Here is an 18,986-nt window from a genome sequence, read left to right as displayed (position 1 = left end):
TCAACAACTACAGAAAAGTAGTACGTGATCAGACATTTGTAGACCAAACAGAGAACCTCTACCACCTGAGCCTCCCGCAGGAATCGGGATTTGAGAGCACGGAAAGTTCGTATGACCTGAAAGAAATGCACCGCATAGTAAACTCACTGCCAAAAGAATACAAAGTGCCGTTCTCTATGCACGTTTCCGGATTCAAATACCGCGAAATTGCAGAGAAACTTAATCTCCCGTTGGGAACTGTAAAGAGCAGGATCTTCTTTACACGCCAAAAGCTACAGGAAGAATTGAAAGATTTCAGATAATCGCATTATATAACCTAAACCGACGACTTATCGATTTCTATTTCTATATGAGTAATTTTTAGTGCAGATTTTTAGTTGTGTTAATTTAGGAGCAAGAGGAAGAGATTCCACGCTTGCTCCTTTTTTATCCCATGAAAAGCCTCAACAAATCAATACTACATTATTTTCCCTTGAACTCTACCGTTTAGAACCCATACCTCTATAACATATGCATGATATATATTAAAGAAAGAGTTTAAAAACGGAACTATAGGCAACGAACTATTCATTTTGATTTATCTAAAAAACGACACCAAACCCAGAAAAACACACAGTATTCCGCAAAACAACAAAAAATACAATGGCGAACTCAATGATGTTTCTAAAACAGCGCTCTGCGGTTTCTGCGGATTATAAAAGTTCGCCAAAAGTATCTTCCATATTCAATTCATTCAATATAATAAAATTTTGCAGACTCATCTAATTCATTCGTTAGTTCCGAATCAAATTTAAAGTTATAAAGCATCCATCATATCTGTATCGCATTTATTATCACACGCATATCTTCTCCTTCATAATACAACAAGACTCCTGGGACACAAGATATAATGCAACCGAAACCTCTTCCATAAACACTATCCAAGGCATCTCTCAGCAACAGGTTTCTTTTATCTAAGGAAGACATACTTGACAAAATATAGCAATCATCCGATGCACCTTTCTTCTTCAAATATTCCAAAATCATTTCAGTTGTAAAATTACTAGGAAGATTCGTAATATATTTATTTTCAAAGGCATTAAAATGATCTAACTTGGAAATAAACTTTGCCCGACCTTTTTTACTATTCAAAAGTAGCTTAATACGCTCTTTGCTGTCACTACTTATTACGTTAGGCAACAAAATTTCATGTACATTCATCATTTAAATTGTTCTAAATATTTATAGATATAAGGTAACTCTTTTGCTGTATTTTCGACTCTTTCCATCATCGACTTGGATAATAGATCTTCAAAATCAAGTGTATCACCTTGGATTGTCACAGTGTACACTTGATGAAAATCAGCATTTTGTTCTATCAATAAATATCTAACAATATTTGCCCGATTCCCTATTATCGCATTATGCAAAGGAGGGTAACCCGGTTCTATTGCCAAATTAACATCAGCACCTGCTTTTATCAATAATTCAACCTTTTCTATATTATCAGAAGCTGCACATATTAATGGGGTCTCTATTGATCGCATATAAGTTACAGAATCCGAATCTGACACACAATCGTTGGGGTCACCTCCATACTTTAACAACAACCTCAATATTTCAATATCCTCACCATAAGCACTCGAAGCTAATACAACAGGAGATTGTCCATTAAAATAATCATGCATATTAGGATCTGCACCTTTAGATAAAAGAAATTGAACCATTTCTGTTTTATTATGCCATATCGCCCAAAACAACAGACTTTGTCCAAAGATAGGTTCTCTATAATCAATATCAATGCTATCTCTTAATAAAATCTCATTAATACGAATTGTGTCACCGGAACGAACAGCCTTGGCGAGCTTCCAACCTGGGGTATCTTGCCATAAACGTATATTCCTCTACCTGTCATCTTTTCCTTAGGTACTTGACAAGAAAAGAATATAATTAGTAATAAAACAAACGCACCTATTCTCATTGCTATTATTTTTTTTAATTCTTTGTTATAGAACCAATAGAACAGTCACTACTACACTTCTAAAAGGCTTTCCTAATTACTGTAATCTCCGTTTTAGTATAATGCATACCCTCCGAGACTTCAACATAAAAGACGAGAGTTATTCTTATTGTTTTCATTGTAAAAAATATAACATGCATCTCTTAGGATAACAAAAGTAAATATCATCACCAACTTATTATACTTCATATCAACCTCTTTCAATAACATTGATTTTAATCTTTTCATTTTCCAAGTATTATTCAATTCATTTTGTCTTTCATCAAATTACTTACATATTTTGTCCAAAGTTCCATTTGCATCATAATTTAACGCCTCATGGTAAATCCGGGTTTCCCGGAATATGCTTCATTCCACTTCCGGCATAAAAGTAATAATAAGTTTTAAGAATATTATCTGTTCTATCCATTTCAGTTTCTAAATTCCCTCTCGAATTGTATTAACCACTCCCACACCCGGTTTATATTGATAAGTCGTAATGTGTGCTGAAGGTAACTTCGCCCGTAATTGATTGTCCCAGATAAATTCATTCGCACCGACAGCAGTCAACAGAGCCTCCCTAAAGTCCGATAAAGTTACATTTGTGATTTTAGCTATCAAAAAGTAATCTCTTCACCATTTGGAATAGTTATCTTTATCAAATACCAAGAGGTGGCAATCCATTCATCCTCATACCACATAAGAAATCTATTGATATGTATCATCAAAGACTACCTATATCGGTCGATCACACTGAACAACCCATTGTCGTTTATGATTCAACAAAAATTTCCCTTGATAACCTCCAAAGTTAAAATAAAACTCATCCGGTGCAGTATCTTTAATCACTTTGTCGATATCTTGAGCAACCTGACGCAATCTTGTTCTTTGATTCCATTCGGCACTATTCAAAACTGAATATTGAAAATAATATCCGGCTTCTTTCCCACTACTGCCATAATGGAGATTATTGAATTCATCCGACATATCATTCACTATACATGAATACCAAAAAAAAATTTCTCATATCATACAATGCTAAATCAGTAAAATTCTCAACAGTTCTTCTCTGTTATGTCATCAAGAAATTACAAATTCCATTATTGCGTTCTCTACAGATTATAAAGAATACATAACGGTGATACCATATAAAACGGTTAAGCTAATTATCAAACAATGACCGCGCCCACTCTATTGGAATACCAATGTAATGATCATAACCAACAACATGATTATTTAAAGCAACCAATATTATAAATACAATAACAGCCGCTATAATAATCCATGTCCCTAACGTATCATACCATTTCTCAGGTTTTATATACTCATTTTCATTCATCCTTTTTATATGGGTGTTTTTAGTTGTCCATTTTTTCTTTTTTCTTTTATTCATAAATCATCATCGTTGATTAAATTCTGGTAAGATTCTCTTTTCTTGTTGCATAGGTCAGAAGGTTTCTGGATTTTTAATAAATTCAATCATTATTAGTGGATAACTCACAATATTACTTACCTGACTTGTATCTGTTGTACGGGTAGAAACTAAGAGATTAAGGACAATCCTCAACAATTTGGCATCTTCTTTTTTGAGTAACGAAAACACAAAGCTTACTGAGACGATTTTTCTATTTCCTTTTCCTTAATAATTTCCCATTCTGTTCCTCCAAAAGCTGGATATTGGCACATCAATATATAAAACACTCCAAGTTCTTCATAACCAAGTATGTATGGCTGGGAATCACCACTTACATAACTGAAAATTTGATCTTTCCAGTTCTCTCGGCTTAAAGTAGTTGTTCTATCAGGGATAAAGATAGCATCCATCTGAACTTGCCCCCAATCCATATATACAATAAAATGATATTGTTCTTCGTCGGGAACTAGATAAATCCATTCCCCCCCATCGCAATCACCGCACCATTTAGCATCAATGGGAACATTGAAAGGTCTTTCCGGAGGAGGACATTTATAACCTTTTATTGGAATAACACAATATATTATTATCAACACAAAAGAAGTTATAACTATAATTACAATAGGCTTTTTCATTTTTTTTCATCAATTAAAGTCCGAAAAAATCTTTTATCTTCTGTCCAAGAGTTTTAGTAGGTGTAATTATCGTTCCTGTACTCTTACTGTAATCTACCTTGTCATAAACACTTCGATATGCATCTGCTATATTCTTTGGGGTATTGATTACCGTACCCGACACTTCTGATTTTACATTCTCATCCTGTTTAAGCACATCTGAAGCAAAAGTCGCACAATTATCCCCTGTGAGACTATAAGGTTCTCCGTCCTTATTATACTCTTCCTTCATAATATTACTTTCATTGAATTTAGATTGAGCATAATCATTCATTGTCTCAAAATCGTCACTTACCACATACGCTCCTCCTATTTTCCCTTTTTGCCCTGACTTATCAGAAATTGTTTCTAAAACTTTATTTAATGATTTTTGTTCACTTACTTCTTTTATAGAAATACATTTTTACTATAATTCTTGTTGAACCACTGTGACTTTTCCGCCCTTTATGATTTTGGGGAAGTTCTCCCCATTCACCTTTGCCGTCACAAGTTCTTCCCCTTGTATTATTCTTCTTTCAATAGCTGTTTTATAGTCAGGATCGGGAGTTATATCGCTTGTCGCTTCTTTACGAGCAACCACATGACCAAACTCATGTTCTAAAATAGTAGCTGGAGACAAGACATACCCATCTTCCAATCTTAATGCTTCCACAGGATTAAATAATATGCCATTAGACATCGGAACAGGTTCGGAACTTACATACGTTTCCTTAACTCCTACCTTATACCTCGAATTAGTAACATTTTTCTTCATATTATTCCCGCCATCATCACATGTGTCAAATATCCTTAAATAGCTCATTAGCCTTACGGGTAATCCTACATCCAACAAACAATCCAAACAAAAACAACACTAAATAATTAAATAGAATAGATTTTTTACCTAAGAAGAATAAAAAATAAACCGAACTATAATAGCAAAATACGTTAACAACTATCAGATATGATTTTAAATAGAAATACCTAACAATTTTCTTTATAGGCTTTGGGCTTTTATCACAACCCTTATATCCACTGAAATAGTCGAATATCCATCCTAAAAATAAGACTATAAATAAAATCACTAATACAACTTTTATCACAATAAGATAAGCAAAACTTGCTATATATTGATATAAGACATGATAAGCAATCATTAAAGCAATTGCAGGAGTAAACAACTTTCTACTTGTACTAATAAAAAAATCTTTCATAAAAATTACTTATTAAATATCCATTCTTTTAAACGTTTCCATAACCCTTGGTCATTTTGTCTTGGCTGTGATTGAATACTTTTAGCCTTTTCTTTATGGGCTTCAACCGCATCTTTACTTGGATCTGGATTGGTTAATTCTAATACACTGCTAACACCAGCCGCAACAGTTATTACGCCAAAAGCCGTTTTTGTACCTTTTCGACCATCATTAGGATCTCTTTTGGGTGCTGGATCACCATTGGGCATAGTACCCGATATATTAGTATCGATGCTATTGGCTATATTTGCTTGCTGTTGATCTAATTCTCTCTTGTTTCTTCTATCCCGATTTCTTTGATGTTTATAATCAGGATTTATAGCTGGTGATAATGAACTCAAAGCAGGTAAAAAAACAGCACTTAAAATCACAAGATTTGTTTGCATCGTTCTTTTTACACCTTCAACACCACTATTTACAGCTCTAATTATATCTTGATCTGAAATAGTAGAAGTTTGATGTGGAGGGTAATAGACAGGTAATGGTATTGGAACAGGAGCAGGAACCGGAATTACTTGTTTACCATCCGGATCAACATATTTAAGTGGATTATTCAAGCAATACACATACGGACTCACCGAATAGTATTTCTCACACAACGGATCCATCGAAGTAAAGCTTGGAATAATCGAATATTGCCAACGTCCTGTAAAGTCATACTCATTCAGCCCGTGCATGCTCACCAGCTCCTTTCCACCAAACATGTACGGCTGGCGTTCCTTCTCTGTGCTACGGTCGAAAAGGACACCGGAGGGATAATACTCCAAAGACTGGTCGGCATAATAGCCCTGAGAATTACGGGTGATACGGACATTACCTAAATGATCGTGTACATAATAGTAATAGGCATAGTTGCGATGGGAATCTATGCCGACATAATCGGCACCGACATACCCTTCGGGAGTTTGAACCATGAACATTCTGGGAGTATCACCATACCAGCTACGATACATGTAATGACCGTCCCATTCATCCGTAGAAGTACTGTAGGAAGCATTCCCATGATAAACAGCGTCCTGGGGGACAACGATTCCCGTACTATATGTCTTATAAACCGCTTTCACCTTTCTGCCATCAGCCAAATAACTGTTGATAATCTGATTGCCATTCTGAAATTGAATGGTATCCGGCAAATTTAAGAAATTATGCCGGGTGGCAACGACTCCTTTATCTAAATTCTTTATCAGATTGCCATTATTATCATAATAATATTCAATGGATGCATCAGACAGGTCCGGATAGGACATACTGCCGAAGTCATATCCCGATACCGGACTTCCGGAAGATACTTTCTTGATTTGGTTACCGGTGTACTGAATATTCAGCGCATCGGTCTTGTTCTCACCCAACTGGCGTTCCAGATAGGTGATATTGCCCATCCTGTCATATTCATACAACTCGGAATACGGGATACTGCCGCCTGCCTTGTCATAAGAGTTTGCCGCGGTCAGGCGGTTCAGGCCGTCATAAAGAAACAGATAATTGTATGAATGGCCATTCTGCTCATATCCTATCCCGGCTATGTTACCGTTATAGCGAGGTACAAAGCCTGATCCGGAGCCGGTGTCATAATATAATCTTTGTACGAAACTCCGGCTTTTTATGGCCGATACCCAGTTTCTTATGTTATACTCATACCGCACGGTATCCATGTCATTGTGCCGTCTCTTCTCCTGAAGCCTGCCCAAGTCATCATATACGGACTCGGAAAGCAGAATCCGCTCTCCCTTATTATGGGTATGATAAGTCTTTACCGGCCGCCCGGCATTGTCATACTCATATTCGTAAAGTTCCTCCTGGCTGTTATCCCCTCTGGGATCGCCGGAAGGATAGGGGTAAATGCCATAGGCAGAGGAGTGCTTATACTTCACACACAGAGGCTGCCCGGTAAAGCCGTATCTGGTCCAGGTATAATCAAGGTGCCCAGACGGAAGCAGGCTGCTTCTTTTTTGTATCTCGCGACCCCTGACATCATAATAATGAACGGCAAACTCGCCCTTTCCCAAATTGTCCAACTGACGGACATAACTTCCTGTCAGCAGGCCCTGGGCGCTTTCGTGCCTTACACCGAAAGAGGCGTCTTCCACGTAATCCATACCCCGATATTGGAATGGCTCAAAAGAGAGGAAATCATACCGGTCGTAGTAATTCACTATCAGGACCTTCACACCGTAGCCCGACAGGACGGAAGTTTCATAACCGAACAAATTGTCCGCCTTGTTCAAATCATAAGGGCAGTTTTGGGTCAATGAAGCCCTGAACAGGGTTTCTTTGTATTTGTCAGCCAACTCTTCCCTCGAGCTCTGCGTTTGCATCAGTCCGGTAACGACCACTCTGCTGAACGTGTCGTATAAGTTGAAAGTCCACTCATTTCTGGCGCGCTGTACCCCGTCCTGGGAAAGGACCGGATTATCGGCCCGGTCGTAGACATAGTATATAGGCCGGCATCCCGGCAGTGTTTTCTCTATGCACCGGTTGCGCGCATCGTATTTGTATTGGTAACCGTAAAAAGACAGTTCCGGAGTATCCTGACAGGCGGGAGGAAGTACAAAACGCAGGTTACCGAAATCATCATAAACATAGTAGGTGTCATAAGTCTCTCCGGCAGAAGTCTGGCGGGTCAGAACCGTCTGCCCTAACATGTCTACGAAAGAATACGACGGATTGCCATCCTCGTCGGTTACTTTGTTGACATACAGCGAACCGCCGGAATAGTTGCCGCCTTGTGTCAGCGTCCCCGAATCGTCCAGTTTGTATAACTTGCAGGCCAATGCCCCGGTAGCGGTATTGGTCAGATAATCGGTCGATACCGGGCGGGCGGCCCAGGAACTGCCGGCGCCATACTGCCTGACGACACGATTCAGGGGAGAGGCTTCGTAGACGGATTCATTGAAGGCTCTCGGATCGCCGCCATAGGTGGTGGAAATCTTCTTTTTTATATCTTCCGGAGACAGATAGTCCAGGGAGTTCACATACGGCAGCCAGGTTTTGGATTCACGTCCCAAGGCATCGTATTCCCGGAGGGTGGAGAGATTGGCACCGGAGGGGGTGATATTCTTTTGTACGTTCAGGTACGGACGCCCCAGCCCGTCGTAGTATTGAACCGTCTCCAGGTATCTGGAGGCATTCTCATCCAGCATCACGCGGGTACGGATGTAGTTCTGATTGTCATCCTGCGAAAGGACAGGCTTCCAATCCAGTATGGACAGGATTAGCAATATATAAACGTGTTTCATAAGTTTTTGTTTTTAAAGGTTGGCCGGTTACCGTTTCAGTATCTTTTCGCCATATGTTTTATCCCCGACGGCTATGCGCAGCAGGTATTCCCCCGCAGGCAGTCCGCCCAATGGGAGTTGTTCCCGGTAACTTCCCGCACTTTGGCAGGCCTTTTGCACGGCGGAATACCGGCGTCCCCGGATGTCGTACAGTTCGATGCCCACATCGGAGTCTGTCTTCAGGATATAGTTCAAAGACACCTCCTGACCGTCCGAATGGCAGGCATAGCGAATAAGTTCATCTTCATACGCGTGCCCATACCCCTTTTCTCCCGGATTTTCCGTCAGGAAAGCCTCGGAACGGTTGTCCGTTTCCCTCCTGTCGCGTTTTTCCTGATTCTCCGGATCACCGCCCAGACCATAATACTGCTCTTCCGGCGGATAATAGAAAGAGGTGGAGAAATGGGTGGATTTCTTGCCGGATTTGCAAATGGCGCTGTGCATGCTTTCAAAGATCGGATAGCGATACCCCTCTGCATACCAACGCCAGGTATCGATCTGAAAATGGGCCGAGTCGTCAGCCAGGTAGCGGTTCACGCTGTCACGATAGCAGACCGGACCGGTAACGGTATCCAAGCCGGCCACTGCATGAGCAGGTCCGGGCCCCGTCCGTTCGAAGACAAGCTTGCAGGTATGTACCCGCAGGACATGATGCAAGGTATCTCCTCCGGGAAGAATCATCAGGCCGGTGGCATCCGCAGTGACTGTGGACCTGCCGCAAATATCAATCCCCAGCCGGTTGCAATAATTCCCTTTTCCGCCGAAACAGGTGGTAAGGCTGCGTCCATAAGGGAACGGAAATATCAGCAGGGATTCGGGTATCCGGTATCCGATCCGCGTGGTGGAGTTTTCGTAACCGGGAGTAAACAGGGTATCGCCGGATAATTGATAACGGTACATGGTCCGGTGCTCGATGCCGATAATGGTATCCGAATCAGGATGCGGAGAGGTGTATCTGAGTTCGTAGTTCGCGTTCCTGTTTTCCAGCTCACTGAAATTCCAGACAATCCCTGTCCCTTTTGCACCGGGAGATTTATACGCTGCCTCCTGCTTGCCAAGACGATCGCCCGGACGGGGAAGATGAGTTGTACGTTCCAAAGAATACTGTGAAAACAACTGGAGAGGAACCATCACAGCCAACATAAAGAACAGAAATAATTTCATTATTTATATCTTTTAAAAGTTAGTAATCCAGGAATAAATCAATAAGGCATATAGTTATATTCATATTTAGATTCAACGTGCCCCACATGATCCGTCTTTTCTACAAGGCGACCCGCCGCATCATAACGAAAGTTTGTAACCTTACCATTTGGAGAAGTCACGGAGAGAACTCCCACTAAAGGGGAATAAGTATATAAATAAACCTGTATATCCGGATAAGAACTACGCAAAACCTCTACAAACGAAAAATCAGGAGAAGAACTGAAAGAAAAACGCTCCGGACGTATGATACTCCAGACAGTATTCATATCCGTCTCCGGTATATTACGTATCTCCGCCACCAGATACCTGCAATTGTATCCCCATAAACGAATAGTACGGGTACCATCCCGATTAACCTCAAACAGGGCGTGCCCCAAACTGTCATAGTACGGATAGGCTGTCATAAACTGATAAGGCTCATTTCTAAAAGATTGCATAATAGAATCTTTCACGGGTAAACTGCCGTGCATACGATAAGTAGTACGGGAAGAAGCAAGTCTCCGGGTATTACGAAAAGTCGTTTCTTCAACCGGCTTATTAATCATATTGGCTGCCACCATGCGATTATAAACATTCGAAACCTCCAAAGAGGTCCGTTCATTGGGATAAGCATAAGTATGCTTCAAGGTAGAGCCATCACTGCAATAATCTTTCTGTTCTATCAATTGATTCAACCGGTTATACTTATATCTTTTCGAACGAAGGACAGAACCCTTAGTAGTAGTCCGCTCCACACTTGCCTGCAAAGGATACGATTTCAAGTATATCTTTTTGGCTAAAGCCCCTCCCTCCATCGATCGAAAAGAAACAATATAATCACCCGGATCAAAAGGTACCCTATCATAATCAGGATCCAAAGGAAGCATTTCATCATTCACTCCGACATCAGAATAAAAATAAGATTCGCGTTTTGATAAAGAGCCATCCCTCTGAAAGAAACTTTTAGAAAGAAGACGACCTCTCTCTTGTGAAGCACTGGTGACACGATTTACATTGCATGAAACCAAGCTGAGTTCACTGGCCATCGTATTTTGCTTTAAAGAGACGTCGGGTTTATCCGGATTACTCCTATAATCGGAATAAACATAATAGATAAAAGAGCCGTCATCAAAACACTCTTTGACATTCGAATACCCGACATGCTGATCCTCAATATTGTAATTTTTATACCAAATATCACTAACTACATATACTTCATTCCCCTGATCATTAATAAAATAAGGAGGATATTGACACAAAATACCGCTTTTCCTACCCGATTGATCTTCGTATTTAAACGTACGGCACTCTTTTCCTTGTGTCTTTCCATCCACATTACAAATCTGAGATACCCGAAACCCACCAGCCACTCCTTCTTTTTCTACCAACATAGGGGTAAAACTATTTATATAGACACGAGTCTCTACACGCTCTCTATAAGAATGCGGTTCATAAAGAAACTCCGAATATCCCCCTGTCGGATAAACCATTTTTTTAAGCAATCCGCTACCTTGAGAATTATCAAGACTCCAATACCCCCAAAAATCAACATGCTTCGTGTCCGGCTCGGGATATGTAGTATGATTATATTCCATTCGATAAACTCCGCCATCAGGCATATGAACGCTTTTCAAAAAGCGGAGATGCTGTTTATTATCATACTCGAATACATATTTATATATTTCTTTCGAATCCTGTTTCACAGACAGAGAGGATAACTGGAAAGAAAGATAATTATAGTCCGCAAAACCCAGATAAAACTTCCGGCAAGTCTCTCTCGAAAGTGAGAACTCAACGCTCACTCCTGTATCCGGAATCGTAATAGAAGCAGGATATACCCCTTTGACCGCAGAATAGGTGCGCCTGTCCCAAGAAGTATTGTCACTGGAAGAAGAAGCCTGCCAATATGGAGAATCGATTCGATCAACAAATCCAGAAGCATAATTAAAGTTCATGACACGTCCATTGGGAGCTTGAATTTTCACCAGATGCCATGCCATGATGACCGAGCGCCTATCTTTAAAAGGTATATTCTGTCCCGGTTTTACATCATTGCGATATTCCAATGCCGATAAATCACCGCCAAAAGAATAGACATAACCATTACCGTCTGTTATCTTTATAACAGAGCTACGAGGATATTGATTCTCGACATATTGCACGGAAAGCCCCGAAATATCAATTTTCAACTCCGGATCGGTGCTCTGTATATGTCCGTCATTGTCTATCATAAAATGTCCGGTCGTACCCGGAAAACGAAAAAGGAAAAGATCGGGCTGAGCATCATAATAATATCCTCCGGAAGTCATCGGTAAATAGCAGGAGTAAGAATCACACTCCACAACCGAAGGAGCAAATGTAAGCAATTGTTTAGCCGTAAATTTCCTCTCTTGCGATGCAATCCAAAACCCTCTTTCCATATTATATCCGCTGTTTGAAGCCGGATCATAGCCATTATGCCCATTCGCATCATCCGGAGCACCATATACCTCACGCGTAATTACCCCACCAAAGTTCACCACCCAATCAAGCCCAACCAACCCGGGGTGTTTAGCAGGTTTCAGACCGTCTGAAGTATAGCTAAGAGATAACGGCATAGAGAAATCCGGATCTTGTAGCGTGTAAAGAGGAATCTCCACACTAACCTTTCCTGAAAAATAAGAGACAGGCGTTAATCCATATCGAATGAAATCAGCCGGCTGTGAAGTAATCTTGCCAAAACGGCCTTGTCCGAGACAATAAGAAATACTAAATAAAAAGAGATACAAATAGCAGATAATTAACCTCATAATAAAAAATCAATTAATTAAAGAAAATCGATTACTACTCTATAAGCCAGAAGTAGCCTATTATATTATATAAATATTGACATAAGCAATAACAAGCTAAAAATATAATTCCTCCACATCTCAAACAAAATGAATGCTTCTCCAAACAGAAACATATTTTCTGTAAATATGAACATATATATTACAATATCCTAAAAAATGACCCGGACAAATCAAACATCCATAAAAACGATTAAATACATGATTATAAGAAATATATCACAAATCCAAATAAAGATTACCCGGACAATAAGAAAATTATTTTTATCTACAAATACAGGGACTGTTATAAACTACCAATATATTTAGTCCAAGCACATCAAATATTTAATAAGAATTACATCAAAAAAGACTATTTGATTACAACATTTTTAATATATCAAGTACAAAAAAGTAAGTATATAACAAAGAAAAACACATAAAAAAACACATAAAAACAACAAGTATACGACTCTATGTTATCAATAGTTTCACCACATCACACACTTTCCCATTAACCCCCTCATTCACAAGGCATAACAAAAAGATATCTTTTTGACTGCCGTAGCACATGGTTATTACTTGCACAGCCATATACTTTAGCATATCTTTGTGAAAAGATTCAGCACTAAAGACATCCCCATGTTGTCGTTCAAAACATCCGGATGTTCTTGTTTACAACATGCCCATGTTTTGTATCAAAACATCCCCATGTTTTTAAAGCAAAAGTATAAAGTCACAAACAAGACGATTGAAAATTTATAAACAGTACAAGTATAATTATCAATAACAGAAGAATATATGGCTATTAATTATGTAGTTACCAAGAAGGTGGACACAACAAAGGGAGAAACAAACGTGCGTTATTATGCAACCACAAGAGCTTTACAAAAGAAACCCGTCGACAGTGCGGAAATAGCCCGGCAATTGGCGGAAAAGAGTTCACTGCAAGACGGGGATGTCATGTCGGTACTTGTACAGTTATCAGGTGTTATCGCTGAACATCTGCACCAAGGACGCACCGTTAGCATCGACGGGCTGGGCAATTTCTTTCCCACAATCACGAGTAAGGGAGTGGAAAAACCGGAAGAATGTACTGCCGACAAGGTATGGGTAGCACGTATCGGCTTTAAATCAGCACCGGCATTTCTGAAAAAGATACGGATGAAAACCAAGTTTCTAAGCATCCAACTACGGGAACAGAAAAAGGCAAATACCCAAAAGAAAAACACTTCGGGGAACATTTAACAATCTGTTGAAAACTTTATTCCATATTTTCCATACAGGAGGTTCTTTTTTCTTTGAGAAATATGTATTTTTGCCGTCACTTGCTTATATAATAAGGTAGAACAGATGAAGGAGACACAAGAGGAATTGACATATCACGTACCGGTATTACTAAAAGAGAGCGTAGACGGAATGAATATCTGCCCGAATGGCACGTATGTAGACGTGACTTTCGGTGGTGGAGGGCATTCCCGTGAGATACTTTCGCGTTTGGAAAAAGACGGACGTTTATTAGGATTCGACCAGGACGAGGATGCCGAACGAAACATTGTCGATGACCCGCGCTTCATTTTCGTGCGAAGCAATTTCCGCTACCTGCACAACTTTCTACGCTATCACGATATAGAGAAAGTAGACGCCATACTGGCAGACTTGGGAGTATCCTCCCATCACTTCGACGACAGTGAACGAGGATTTTCTTTCCGCTTCGACGGTGCATTGGATATGCGTATGAACAAACGGGCCGGACTCACAGCAGCAGATGTGGTAAACACTTATGCAGAAGAACGGTTGGCAGATATCTTCTACCTGTATGGAGAATTGAAAAACAGTCGCAAATTAGCATCGGTTATCGTCAAGGCCCGTGCCAACGGACAAATAAAGACAATCGGCGAGTTTTTGGAGATCATCAAGCCACTCTTCGGCCGGGAACGCGAGAAGAAAGAACTTGCCAAGGTGTTTCAGGCACTTCGCATTGAAGTAAATCAAGAGATGGAGGCGTTGAAAGAAATGTTGACAGCAGCAACGGAAGCCTTGAAACCGGGAGGAAGATTAGTCGTTATCACTTACCATTCATTGGAAGACCGGATGGTTAAAAACATTATGAAAACCGGTAATGTGGAAGGTAAAACGACACAGGATTTTTTCGGTAACCTGCAAACGCCTTTTAAATTGGTGAACAACAAAGTCATTGTGCCGGACGAAGAGGAAATAGAACGCAATCCGAGATCACGGAGCGCCAAACTAAGAATCGCAGAAAAGAAATAAGCAGAAGAGATAGAAACTTATGGAAGAGAAAGAGAAAAAGATAAATAAAAACGAGAACAAAGAACCCAAAAAGAAAAAAAGGGCCTCTTTGAAAAGCATTTTAGGAGGAGATATCTTAGCTACAGACTTTTTCCGCCGCCAGACAAAATTGCTGGTACTCATTATGGTATTTATTATCTTCTATATCCATAACAGATATGCCAGTCAACAACAGCAGATTGAAATAGATAAGCTGAAGAAAGAACTTATCGACATTAAATATGACGCGCTCACACGTAGCTCGGAATTGATGGAAAGAAGTCGTCAGTCACGTATCGAGGAATACATATCGACCAAAGAGAGTGATCTGCAGACATCTACAAATCCTCCTTACCTGATAGAGTAAAAAAGGGAAAAGGAGAAAAAAGGGAAAAGGGAGAATGGAGAGTGGAGAAGGAAAGAAAAAGTAAATTATCAATTGCCATTTGTCAATTGTCATTTGTCATTTATAAATTATAAATAGTTTTGGCTGTCAATAAAAAAAATATAATGACCCGTTACTTCTTTGTTATCCTCATAATGGGGCTGATAGGAGTAGCAATCGTGGTAAAAGCAGGCATCACCATGTTTGCCGAGCGACAATACTGGCAGGATGTTGCCGACCGTTTCGTAAAAGAGAATGTAACGGTAAAGCCTAATCGGGGTAATATCATCTCCTCCGACGGCAAACTGATGGCAAGTTCACTGCCCGAATACCGCATCTATATGGATTTCAAAGCAGGAGCACCGGCCAAAACCGACTCCTTGAAAAAGCATATAAATGAGATCTGTGAAGGGTTGCACCGGATATTCCCGGATAAAAGTGCGGCTGAATTCAAAGCGCATCTACAGAAAGGGATGAAAAAAGGAAGCCGCAATTATTTGATTTACCCGAAACGTATCTCGTACATTCAATATAAAGAGGCCAAACGCCTGCCTGTTTTCAACATGAACAAGTATAAAGGCGGATTCCATGAGCTAGCTTACAACCAGCGCAAGAAACCATTCGGCTCTTTAGCAGCACGCACATTGGGCGATCTCTACGCAGACACCGCACAAGGTGCCAAGAATGGAATAGAACTGGCTTTCGATACCTTGTTGAAAGGACGTGACGGAATCACGCACCGCCAGAAGGTGATGAACAAATACCTCAACATCGTAGATATTCCTCCCGTAGACGGTTGCGACCTTATCGCCACCATTGATGTGGGCATGCAGGACATCTGCGAAAAAGCATTGGTAGATAAGTTGAAAGAACTGAATGCCAGTGTAGGCGTTGCTGTTTTAATGGAAGTCGCCACAGGCGAGGTGAAAGCAATCGTCAACATGATGAAAGCGGCGGACGGCAATTATTACGAAATGCGTAACAATGCCATCAGCGACATGCTCGAACCGGGTTCCACCTTTAAGACAGCTTCTATCATGGTGGCTCTTGAAGACGGGCACATCACCCCCGATTACGAAGTGGATACGGGAAACGGTATCAAAATGATGTACGGACGGCCGATGAAAGACTGGAACTGGCATCGCGGCGGATATGGCAGAATCAACGTAACCCGTATCTTGGAAGTGTCGTCCAACGTGGGGACATCCAGCATCATCGACCAATTCTATCATGACAATCCGCAAAAGTTCGTAGACGGACTGAAACGAATGAGCATCGACCAGCCGTTGCACCTGCAGATCGCAGGAGAGGGAAAGCCCAACATCAGAGGACCGAAAGAACGCTATTTTGCCAAGACTACCCTCCCGTGGATGAGTATCGGGTACGAAACGCAGGTGCCCCCGATGAATATACTGACATTCTACAATGCCATAGCGAACGATGGCGTAATGGTTCGCCCGAAGTTCGTAAAAGCGGCTGTAAAAGACGGGGAAGTAGTAAAGGAGTTCCCGACAGAAGTCATCAACCCGAAAATCTGTTCGGATAATACGCTGAAACAGATACGGGAAATTCTCTACAAGGTAGTGCATCAGGGACTGGCAGGACCGGCAGGCAGCAAGCAGTTTGCCGTATCCGGCAAAACAGGAACGGCACAGATTTCACAAGGCGCCGCCGGATACAAAACGGGCAGGACGAACTATTTAGTCAGCTTTTGCGGATACTTCCCTTCGGAAGCGCCGAAATACAGTTGCATCGTCTCCATTCAGAAACCGGGGCTTCCGGCTTCCGGTGGGTTGATGGCAGGTAGCGTATTCGGCAAAATAGCAGAAAGGGTATATGCCAAAGACTTGCGCCTGCCACTGACAAATGCCATCGACACCAACAGCGTGGTAATTCCCGACGTAAAAGCCGGAGAGATGAATGATACCAAACGGGTACTCGATGAACTGAAGATACAGAGCCAAGCCAAGTTCGAAATCAAAAGCGGCAAAGAGACCTGGGGCAGTACACATGCCGCCCCCAAAAGCGTTATCTTAGAAAGCAGAGACCTGATGCGTGATTTTGTTCCGAGCGTGATCGGCATGGGCGCACGGGATGCTGTCTATCTGCTCGAAAGCAGAGGGATAAAAGTAAATCTGGTAGGCGTAGGCAAGGTAAAAAGCCAGTCGATAGCCAATGGGACAAGAGTAAGAAAAGGACAAACAATCGTATTGCATCTGAACTGATTATATATAATAAGGTATGAAACTGAACGAATTACTGAAAGCGATCCAACCGGTACAGGTTGTGGGGGCTTCGGACATAGAAATAACAGGAATCAACATAGACTCCCGACAGATAGAAGCAGGACATCTGTTTATGGCCATGCGCGGCACGCAGACAGACGGGCATGCCTATATCCCGGCTGCCATAGAAAAAGGGGCCGTCGCCGTACTTTGCGAGGACCTGCCGGAACAGCCGGCAGAGGGAATCACCTACGTGCAAGTGAAAGACAGCGAGGATGCCACAGGCAAGATGGCGACTCTGTTCTTTGGAGATCCTACTTCTAAAATGGAACTGGTAGGCGTAACGGGAACCAATGGGAAAACGACCATCGCCACCTTATTATATAATACATTCCGCTATTTCGGATATAAGGTAGGACTCATTTCAACGGTATGCAACTATATCGATGACGAAGCAATCCCAACCGAGCACACTACCCCCGACCCCATCACACTGAACCGCCTGTTAGGCAGGATGGCGGACGAAGGTTGCAAGTATGCTTTTATGGAAGTAAGCTCCCACTCCATCGCCCAAAAACGCATCAGTGGATTAAAATTCGCCGGAGGTATCTTTACGAATCTGACCCGCGACCATCTGGATTATCATAAAACGGTAGAGAACTATCTGAAAGCCAAAAAGAAGTTTTTTGACGATATGCCCAAAAACGCATTCAGCCTTACCAATCTGGATGACAAGAACGGACTGGTAATGACGCAAAACACACGTTCGAAGGTATATACCTACTCTTTGAGAAGTCTGAGCGACTTCAAAGGGCGAGTATTGGAATCCCACTTCGAAGGAATGTTGCTCGACTTCAACAACCATGAACTGATGGTACAGTTCATCGGTAAATTTAATGCATCTAACCTTCTTGCCGTATTCGGCGCTGCCGTATTGCTCGGCAAAAAAGAAGAGGATGTACTGGTGGCGCTCAGTACACTACACCCGGTAGCAGGACGTTTCGACGCCATCCGTTCTCCGCAGGGATATACGGCAATCGTGGATTATGCCCACACTCCGGATGCACTGGTCAATGTCCTGAATGCCATTCACGACGTACTCGAAGGCAGAGGTAAAGTCATTACCGTAGTGGGTGCCGGAGGCAACCGTGACAAAGGGAAACGCCCCATCATGGCCAAAGAGGCTGCCAAAGCGAGCGACCGTGTCATCATTACTTCGGACAATCCCCGGTTTGAAGAACCGCAGGATATTATCAATGACATGCTGGCCGGCTTGGATGCCGGAGACAGAAAGAAAACAATCAGTATTGCAGACCGCAGGGAAGCTATCCGCACAGCATGCATGCTGGCCGAAAAAGGAGATGTAATTCTCGTTGCCGGAAAAGGACACGAGAACTATCAGGAAATAAAAGGAGTGAAACATCACTTTGATGACAAAGAAGAGTTGAAATCAGTGATGAATGATTAGTGACGACATCACTTATCACCAATCACTCATCACTAACCCCTAATCACTATT

At 41.5% G+C, this 18,986-nt stretch carries 18 protein-coding genes; 6 read left to right on the top strand and 12 right to left on the bottom strand.

Annotated features, from left to right (window positions below; all coding sequences use genetic code 11):
* A partial coding sequence (locus QVP90_RS18380; RefSeq protein ID WP_288204911.1) for an RNA polymerase sigma factor occupies positions 1-302 on the top strand: 302 nt, incomplete at its 5' end.
* 508 nt (positions 303-810) lie between these two features.
* On the opposite strand, the gene QVP90_RS18375 is transcribed toward QVP90_RS18380, so the two are convergent.
* The 12 genes from QVP90_RS18375 to QVP90_RS18320 all read right to left on the bottom strand — a co-directional run bounded on the left by QVP90_RS18375 (position 811) and on the right by QVP90_RS18320 (position 12,547).
* Complete coding sequence (locus QVP90_RS18375; RefSeq protein ID WP_007479136.1) at positions 811-1,203, bottom strand: hypothetical protein; 393 nt, start codon at positions 1,201-1,203, stop codon at positions 811-813.
* Positions 1,200-1,877: an ankyrin repeat domain-containing protein gene (locus QVP90_RS18370; RefSeq protein ID WP_369678151.1), complete on the bottom strand. Its 678-nt coding sequence runs from the start codon at positions 1,875-1,877 to the stop codon at positions 1,200-1,202. Before QVP90_RS18370 ends, QVP90_RS18375 begins: the two co-directional genes overlap by 4 nt.
* A 539-nt stretch (positions 1,878-2,416) precedes the next feature.
* Positions 2,417-2,599 (bottom strand): hypothetical protein, encoded by a 183-nt coding sequence (locus QVP90_RS18365; RefSeq protein ID WP_044093620.1) that lies wholly within the window; start codon positions 2,597-2,599, stop codon positions 2,417-2,419.
* Between the two features lie 114 nt (positions 2,600-2,713).
* Positions 2,714-2,965 carry a hypothetical protein gene (locus QVP90_RS18360; RefSeq protein ID WP_021937227.1) on the bottom strand — a complete coding sequence of 84 codons (252 nt, stop codon included), beginning with the start codon at positions 2,963-2,965 and terminating at the stop codon, positions 2,714-2,716.
* 175 nt (positions 2,966-3,140) lie between these two features.
* A complete protein-coding gene (locus tag QVP90_RS18355) occupies positions 3,141-3,371 on the bottom strand; it encodes a hypothetical protein (protein WP_044093623.1) in 231 nt (76 codons plus the stop codon).
* 215 nt (positions 3,372-3,586) lie between these two features.
* Positions 3,587-4,027: a hypothetical protein gene (locus tag QVP90_RS18350; protein WP_021937226.1), complete on the bottom strand. Its 441-nt coding sequence runs from the start codon at positions 4,025-4,027 to the stop codon at positions 3,587-3,589.
* 13 nt (positions 4,028-4,040) lie between these two features.
* Positions 4,041-4,457, bottom strand: a complete 417-nt coding sequence (locus tag QVP90_RS18345) for a hypothetical protein (protein WP_441293881.1) — start codon at positions 4,455-4,457, stop codon at positions 4,041-4,043.
* A gap of 15 nt (positions 4,458-4,472) precedes the next feature.
* Positions 4,473-4,820, bottom strand: coding sequence for a hypothetical protein (locus QVP90_RS18340; RefSeq protein ID WP_264380823.1), 348 nt, complete (start codon positions 4,818-4,820; stop codon positions 4,473-4,475).
* A gap of 25 nt (positions 4,821-4,845) precedes the next feature.
* On the bottom strand, positions 4,846-5,259 hold the full coding sequence (locus QVP90_RS18335) for a hypothetical protein (protein ID WP_021937223.1): 414 nt from the start codon (positions 5,257-5,259) through the stop codon (positions 4,846-4,848).
* Positions 5,260-5,264: 5 nt separating this feature from the next.
* A complete protein-coding gene (locus QVP90_RS18330; RefSeq protein ID WP_021937222.1) occupies positions 5,265-8,534 on the bottom strand; it encodes a DUF6443 domain-containing protein in 3,270 nt (1,089 codons plus the stop codon).
* Positions 8,535-8,561: 27 nt separating this feature from the next.
* The gene (locus tag QVP90_RS18325) at positions 8,562-9,737 is read right to left on the bottom strand and encodes a T9SS type A sorting domain-containing protein (protein ID WP_021937221.1); all 1,176 of its coding nucleotides are present in this window, start codon (positions 9,735-9,737) and stop codon (positions 8,562-8,564) included.
* Positions 9,738-9,775: 38 nt separating this feature from the next.
* Positions 9,776-12,547 carry an RHS repeat domain-containing protein gene (locus QVP90_RS18320; RefSeq protein ID WP_021937220.1) on the bottom strand — a complete coding sequence of 924 codons (2,772 nt, stop codon included), beginning with the start codon at positions 12,545-12,547 and terminating at the stop codon, positions 9,776-9,778.
* 819 nt (positions 12,548-13,366) lie between these two features.
* Between QVP90_RS18320 and QVP90_RS18315 the strand changes: the two genes are divergently transcribed.
* The 5 genes from QVP90_RS18315 to QVP90_RS18295 all read left to right on the top strand — a co-directional run bounded on the left by QVP90_RS18315 (position 13,367) and on the right by QVP90_RS18295 (position 18,935).
* Positions 13,367-13,813, top strand: a complete 447-nt coding sequence (locus tag QVP90_RS18315; RefSeq protein WP_021937218.1) for an HU family DNA-binding protein — start codon at positions 13,367-13,369, stop codon at positions 13,811-13,813.
* A 105-nt stretch (positions 13,814-13,918) separates the two neighbouring features.
* Entirely contained in the window at positions 13,919-14,839 is a 921-nt protein-coding gene (gene rsmH / locus QVP90_RS18310; protein ID WP_005927195.1) for a 16S rRNA (cytosine(1402)-N(4))-methyltransferase RsmH, read from the top strand.
* A 19-nt stretch (positions 14,840-14,858) separates the two neighbouring features.
* Entirely contained in the window at positions 14,859-15,224 is a 366-nt protein-coding gene (locus QVP90_RS18305) for an FtsL-like putative cell division protein (RefSeq protein WP_007479188.1), read from the top strand.
* A 143-nt stretch (positions 15,225-15,367) separates the two neighbouring features.
* Positions 15,368-17,467 carry a penicillin-binding protein gene (locus tag QVP90_RS18300; protein ID WP_021937217.1) on the top strand — a complete coding sequence of 700 codons (2,100 nt, stop codon included), beginning with the start codon at positions 15,368-15,370 and terminating at the stop codon, positions 17,465-17,467.
* 16 nt (positions 17,468-17,483) lie between these two features.
* A complete protein-coding gene (locus QVP90_RS18295; RefSeq protein WP_021937216.1) occupies positions 17,484-18,935 on the top strand; it encodes a UDP-N-acetylmuramoyl-L-alanyl-D-glutamate--2,6-diaminopimelate ligase in 1,452 nt (483 codons plus the stop codon).
* Positions 18,936-18,986: the final 51 nt, after the last annotated feature.

Source organism: Bacteroides sp. CAG:189, from assembly GCF_000432295.1.
Taxonomy (GTDB): Bacteria; Bacteroidota; Bacteroidia; order Bacteroidales; family Bacteroidaceae; genus Bacteroides; species Bacteroides salyersiae.
Note: the sequence above shows the minus strand (reverse complement) of the source record. Positions and strands in the feature narration are given on the sequence as shown.

What these genes read in the sequence shown, in the direction of transcription:
- QVP90_RS18355 (WP_044093623.1), bottom strand. Translation starts at nt 3,371, where the DNA reads ATGAATAAAAGAAAAAAGAAAAAATGGACAACTAAAAACACCCATATA.
- QVP90_RS18360 (WP_021937227.1), bottom strand. Translation starts at nt 2,965, where the DNA reads ATGTCGGATGAATTCAATAATCTCCATTATGGCAGTAGTGGGAAAGAA.
- QVP90_RS18350 (WP_021937226.1), bottom strand. Translation starts at nt 4,027, where the DNA reads ATGAAAAAGCCTATTGTAATTATAGTTATAACTTCTTTTGTGTTGATA.
- QVP90_RS18335 (WP_021937223.1), bottom strand. Translation starts at nt 5,259, where the DNA reads ATGAAAGATTTTTTTATTAGTACAAGTAGAAAGTTGTTTACTCCTGCA.
- QVP90_RS18305 (WP_007479188.1), top strand. Translation starts at nt 14,859, where the DNA reads ATGGAAGAGAAAGAGAAAAAGATAAATAAAAACGAGAACAAAGAACCC.
- QVP90_RS18330 (WP_021937222.1), bottom strand. Translation starts at nt 8,534, where the DNA reads ATGAAACACGTTTATATATTGCTAATCCTGTCCATACTGGATTGGAAG.
- QVP90_RS18315 (WP_021937218.1), top strand. Translation starts at nt 13,367, where the DNA reads ATGGCTATTAATTATGTAGTTACCAAGAAGGTGGACACAACAAAGGGA.
- QVP90_RS18340 (WP_264380823.1), bottom strand. Translation starts at nt 4,820, where the DNA reads ATGAAGAAAAATGTTACTAATTCGAGGTATAAGGTAGGAGTTAAGGAA.
- QVP90_RS18295 (WP_021937216.1), top strand. Translation starts at nt 17,484, where the DNA reads ATGAAACTGAACGAATTACTGAAAGCGATCCAACCGGTACAGGTTGTG.
- QVP90_RS18375 (WP_007479136.1), bottom strand. Translation starts at nt 1,203, where the DNA reads ATGATGAATGTACATGAAATTTTGTTGCCTAACGTAATAAGTAGTGAC.
- rsmH (WP_005927195.1), top strand. Translation starts at nt 13,919, where the DNA reads ATGAAGGAGACACAAGAGGAATTGACATATCACGTACCGGTATTACTA.
- QVP90_RS18300 (WP_021937217.1), top strand. Translation starts at nt 15,368, where the DNA reads ATGACCCGTTACTTCTTTGTTATCCTCATAATGGGGCTGATAGGAGTA.
- QVP90_RS18320 (WP_021937220.1), bottom strand. Translation starts at nt 12,547, where the DNA reads ATGAGGTTAATTATCTGCTATTTGTATCTCTTTTTATTTAGTATTTCT.
- QVP90_RS18325 (WP_021937221.1), bottom strand. Translation starts at nt 9,737, where the DNA reads ATGAAATTATTTCTGTTCTTTATGTTGGCTGTGATGGTTCCTCTCCAG.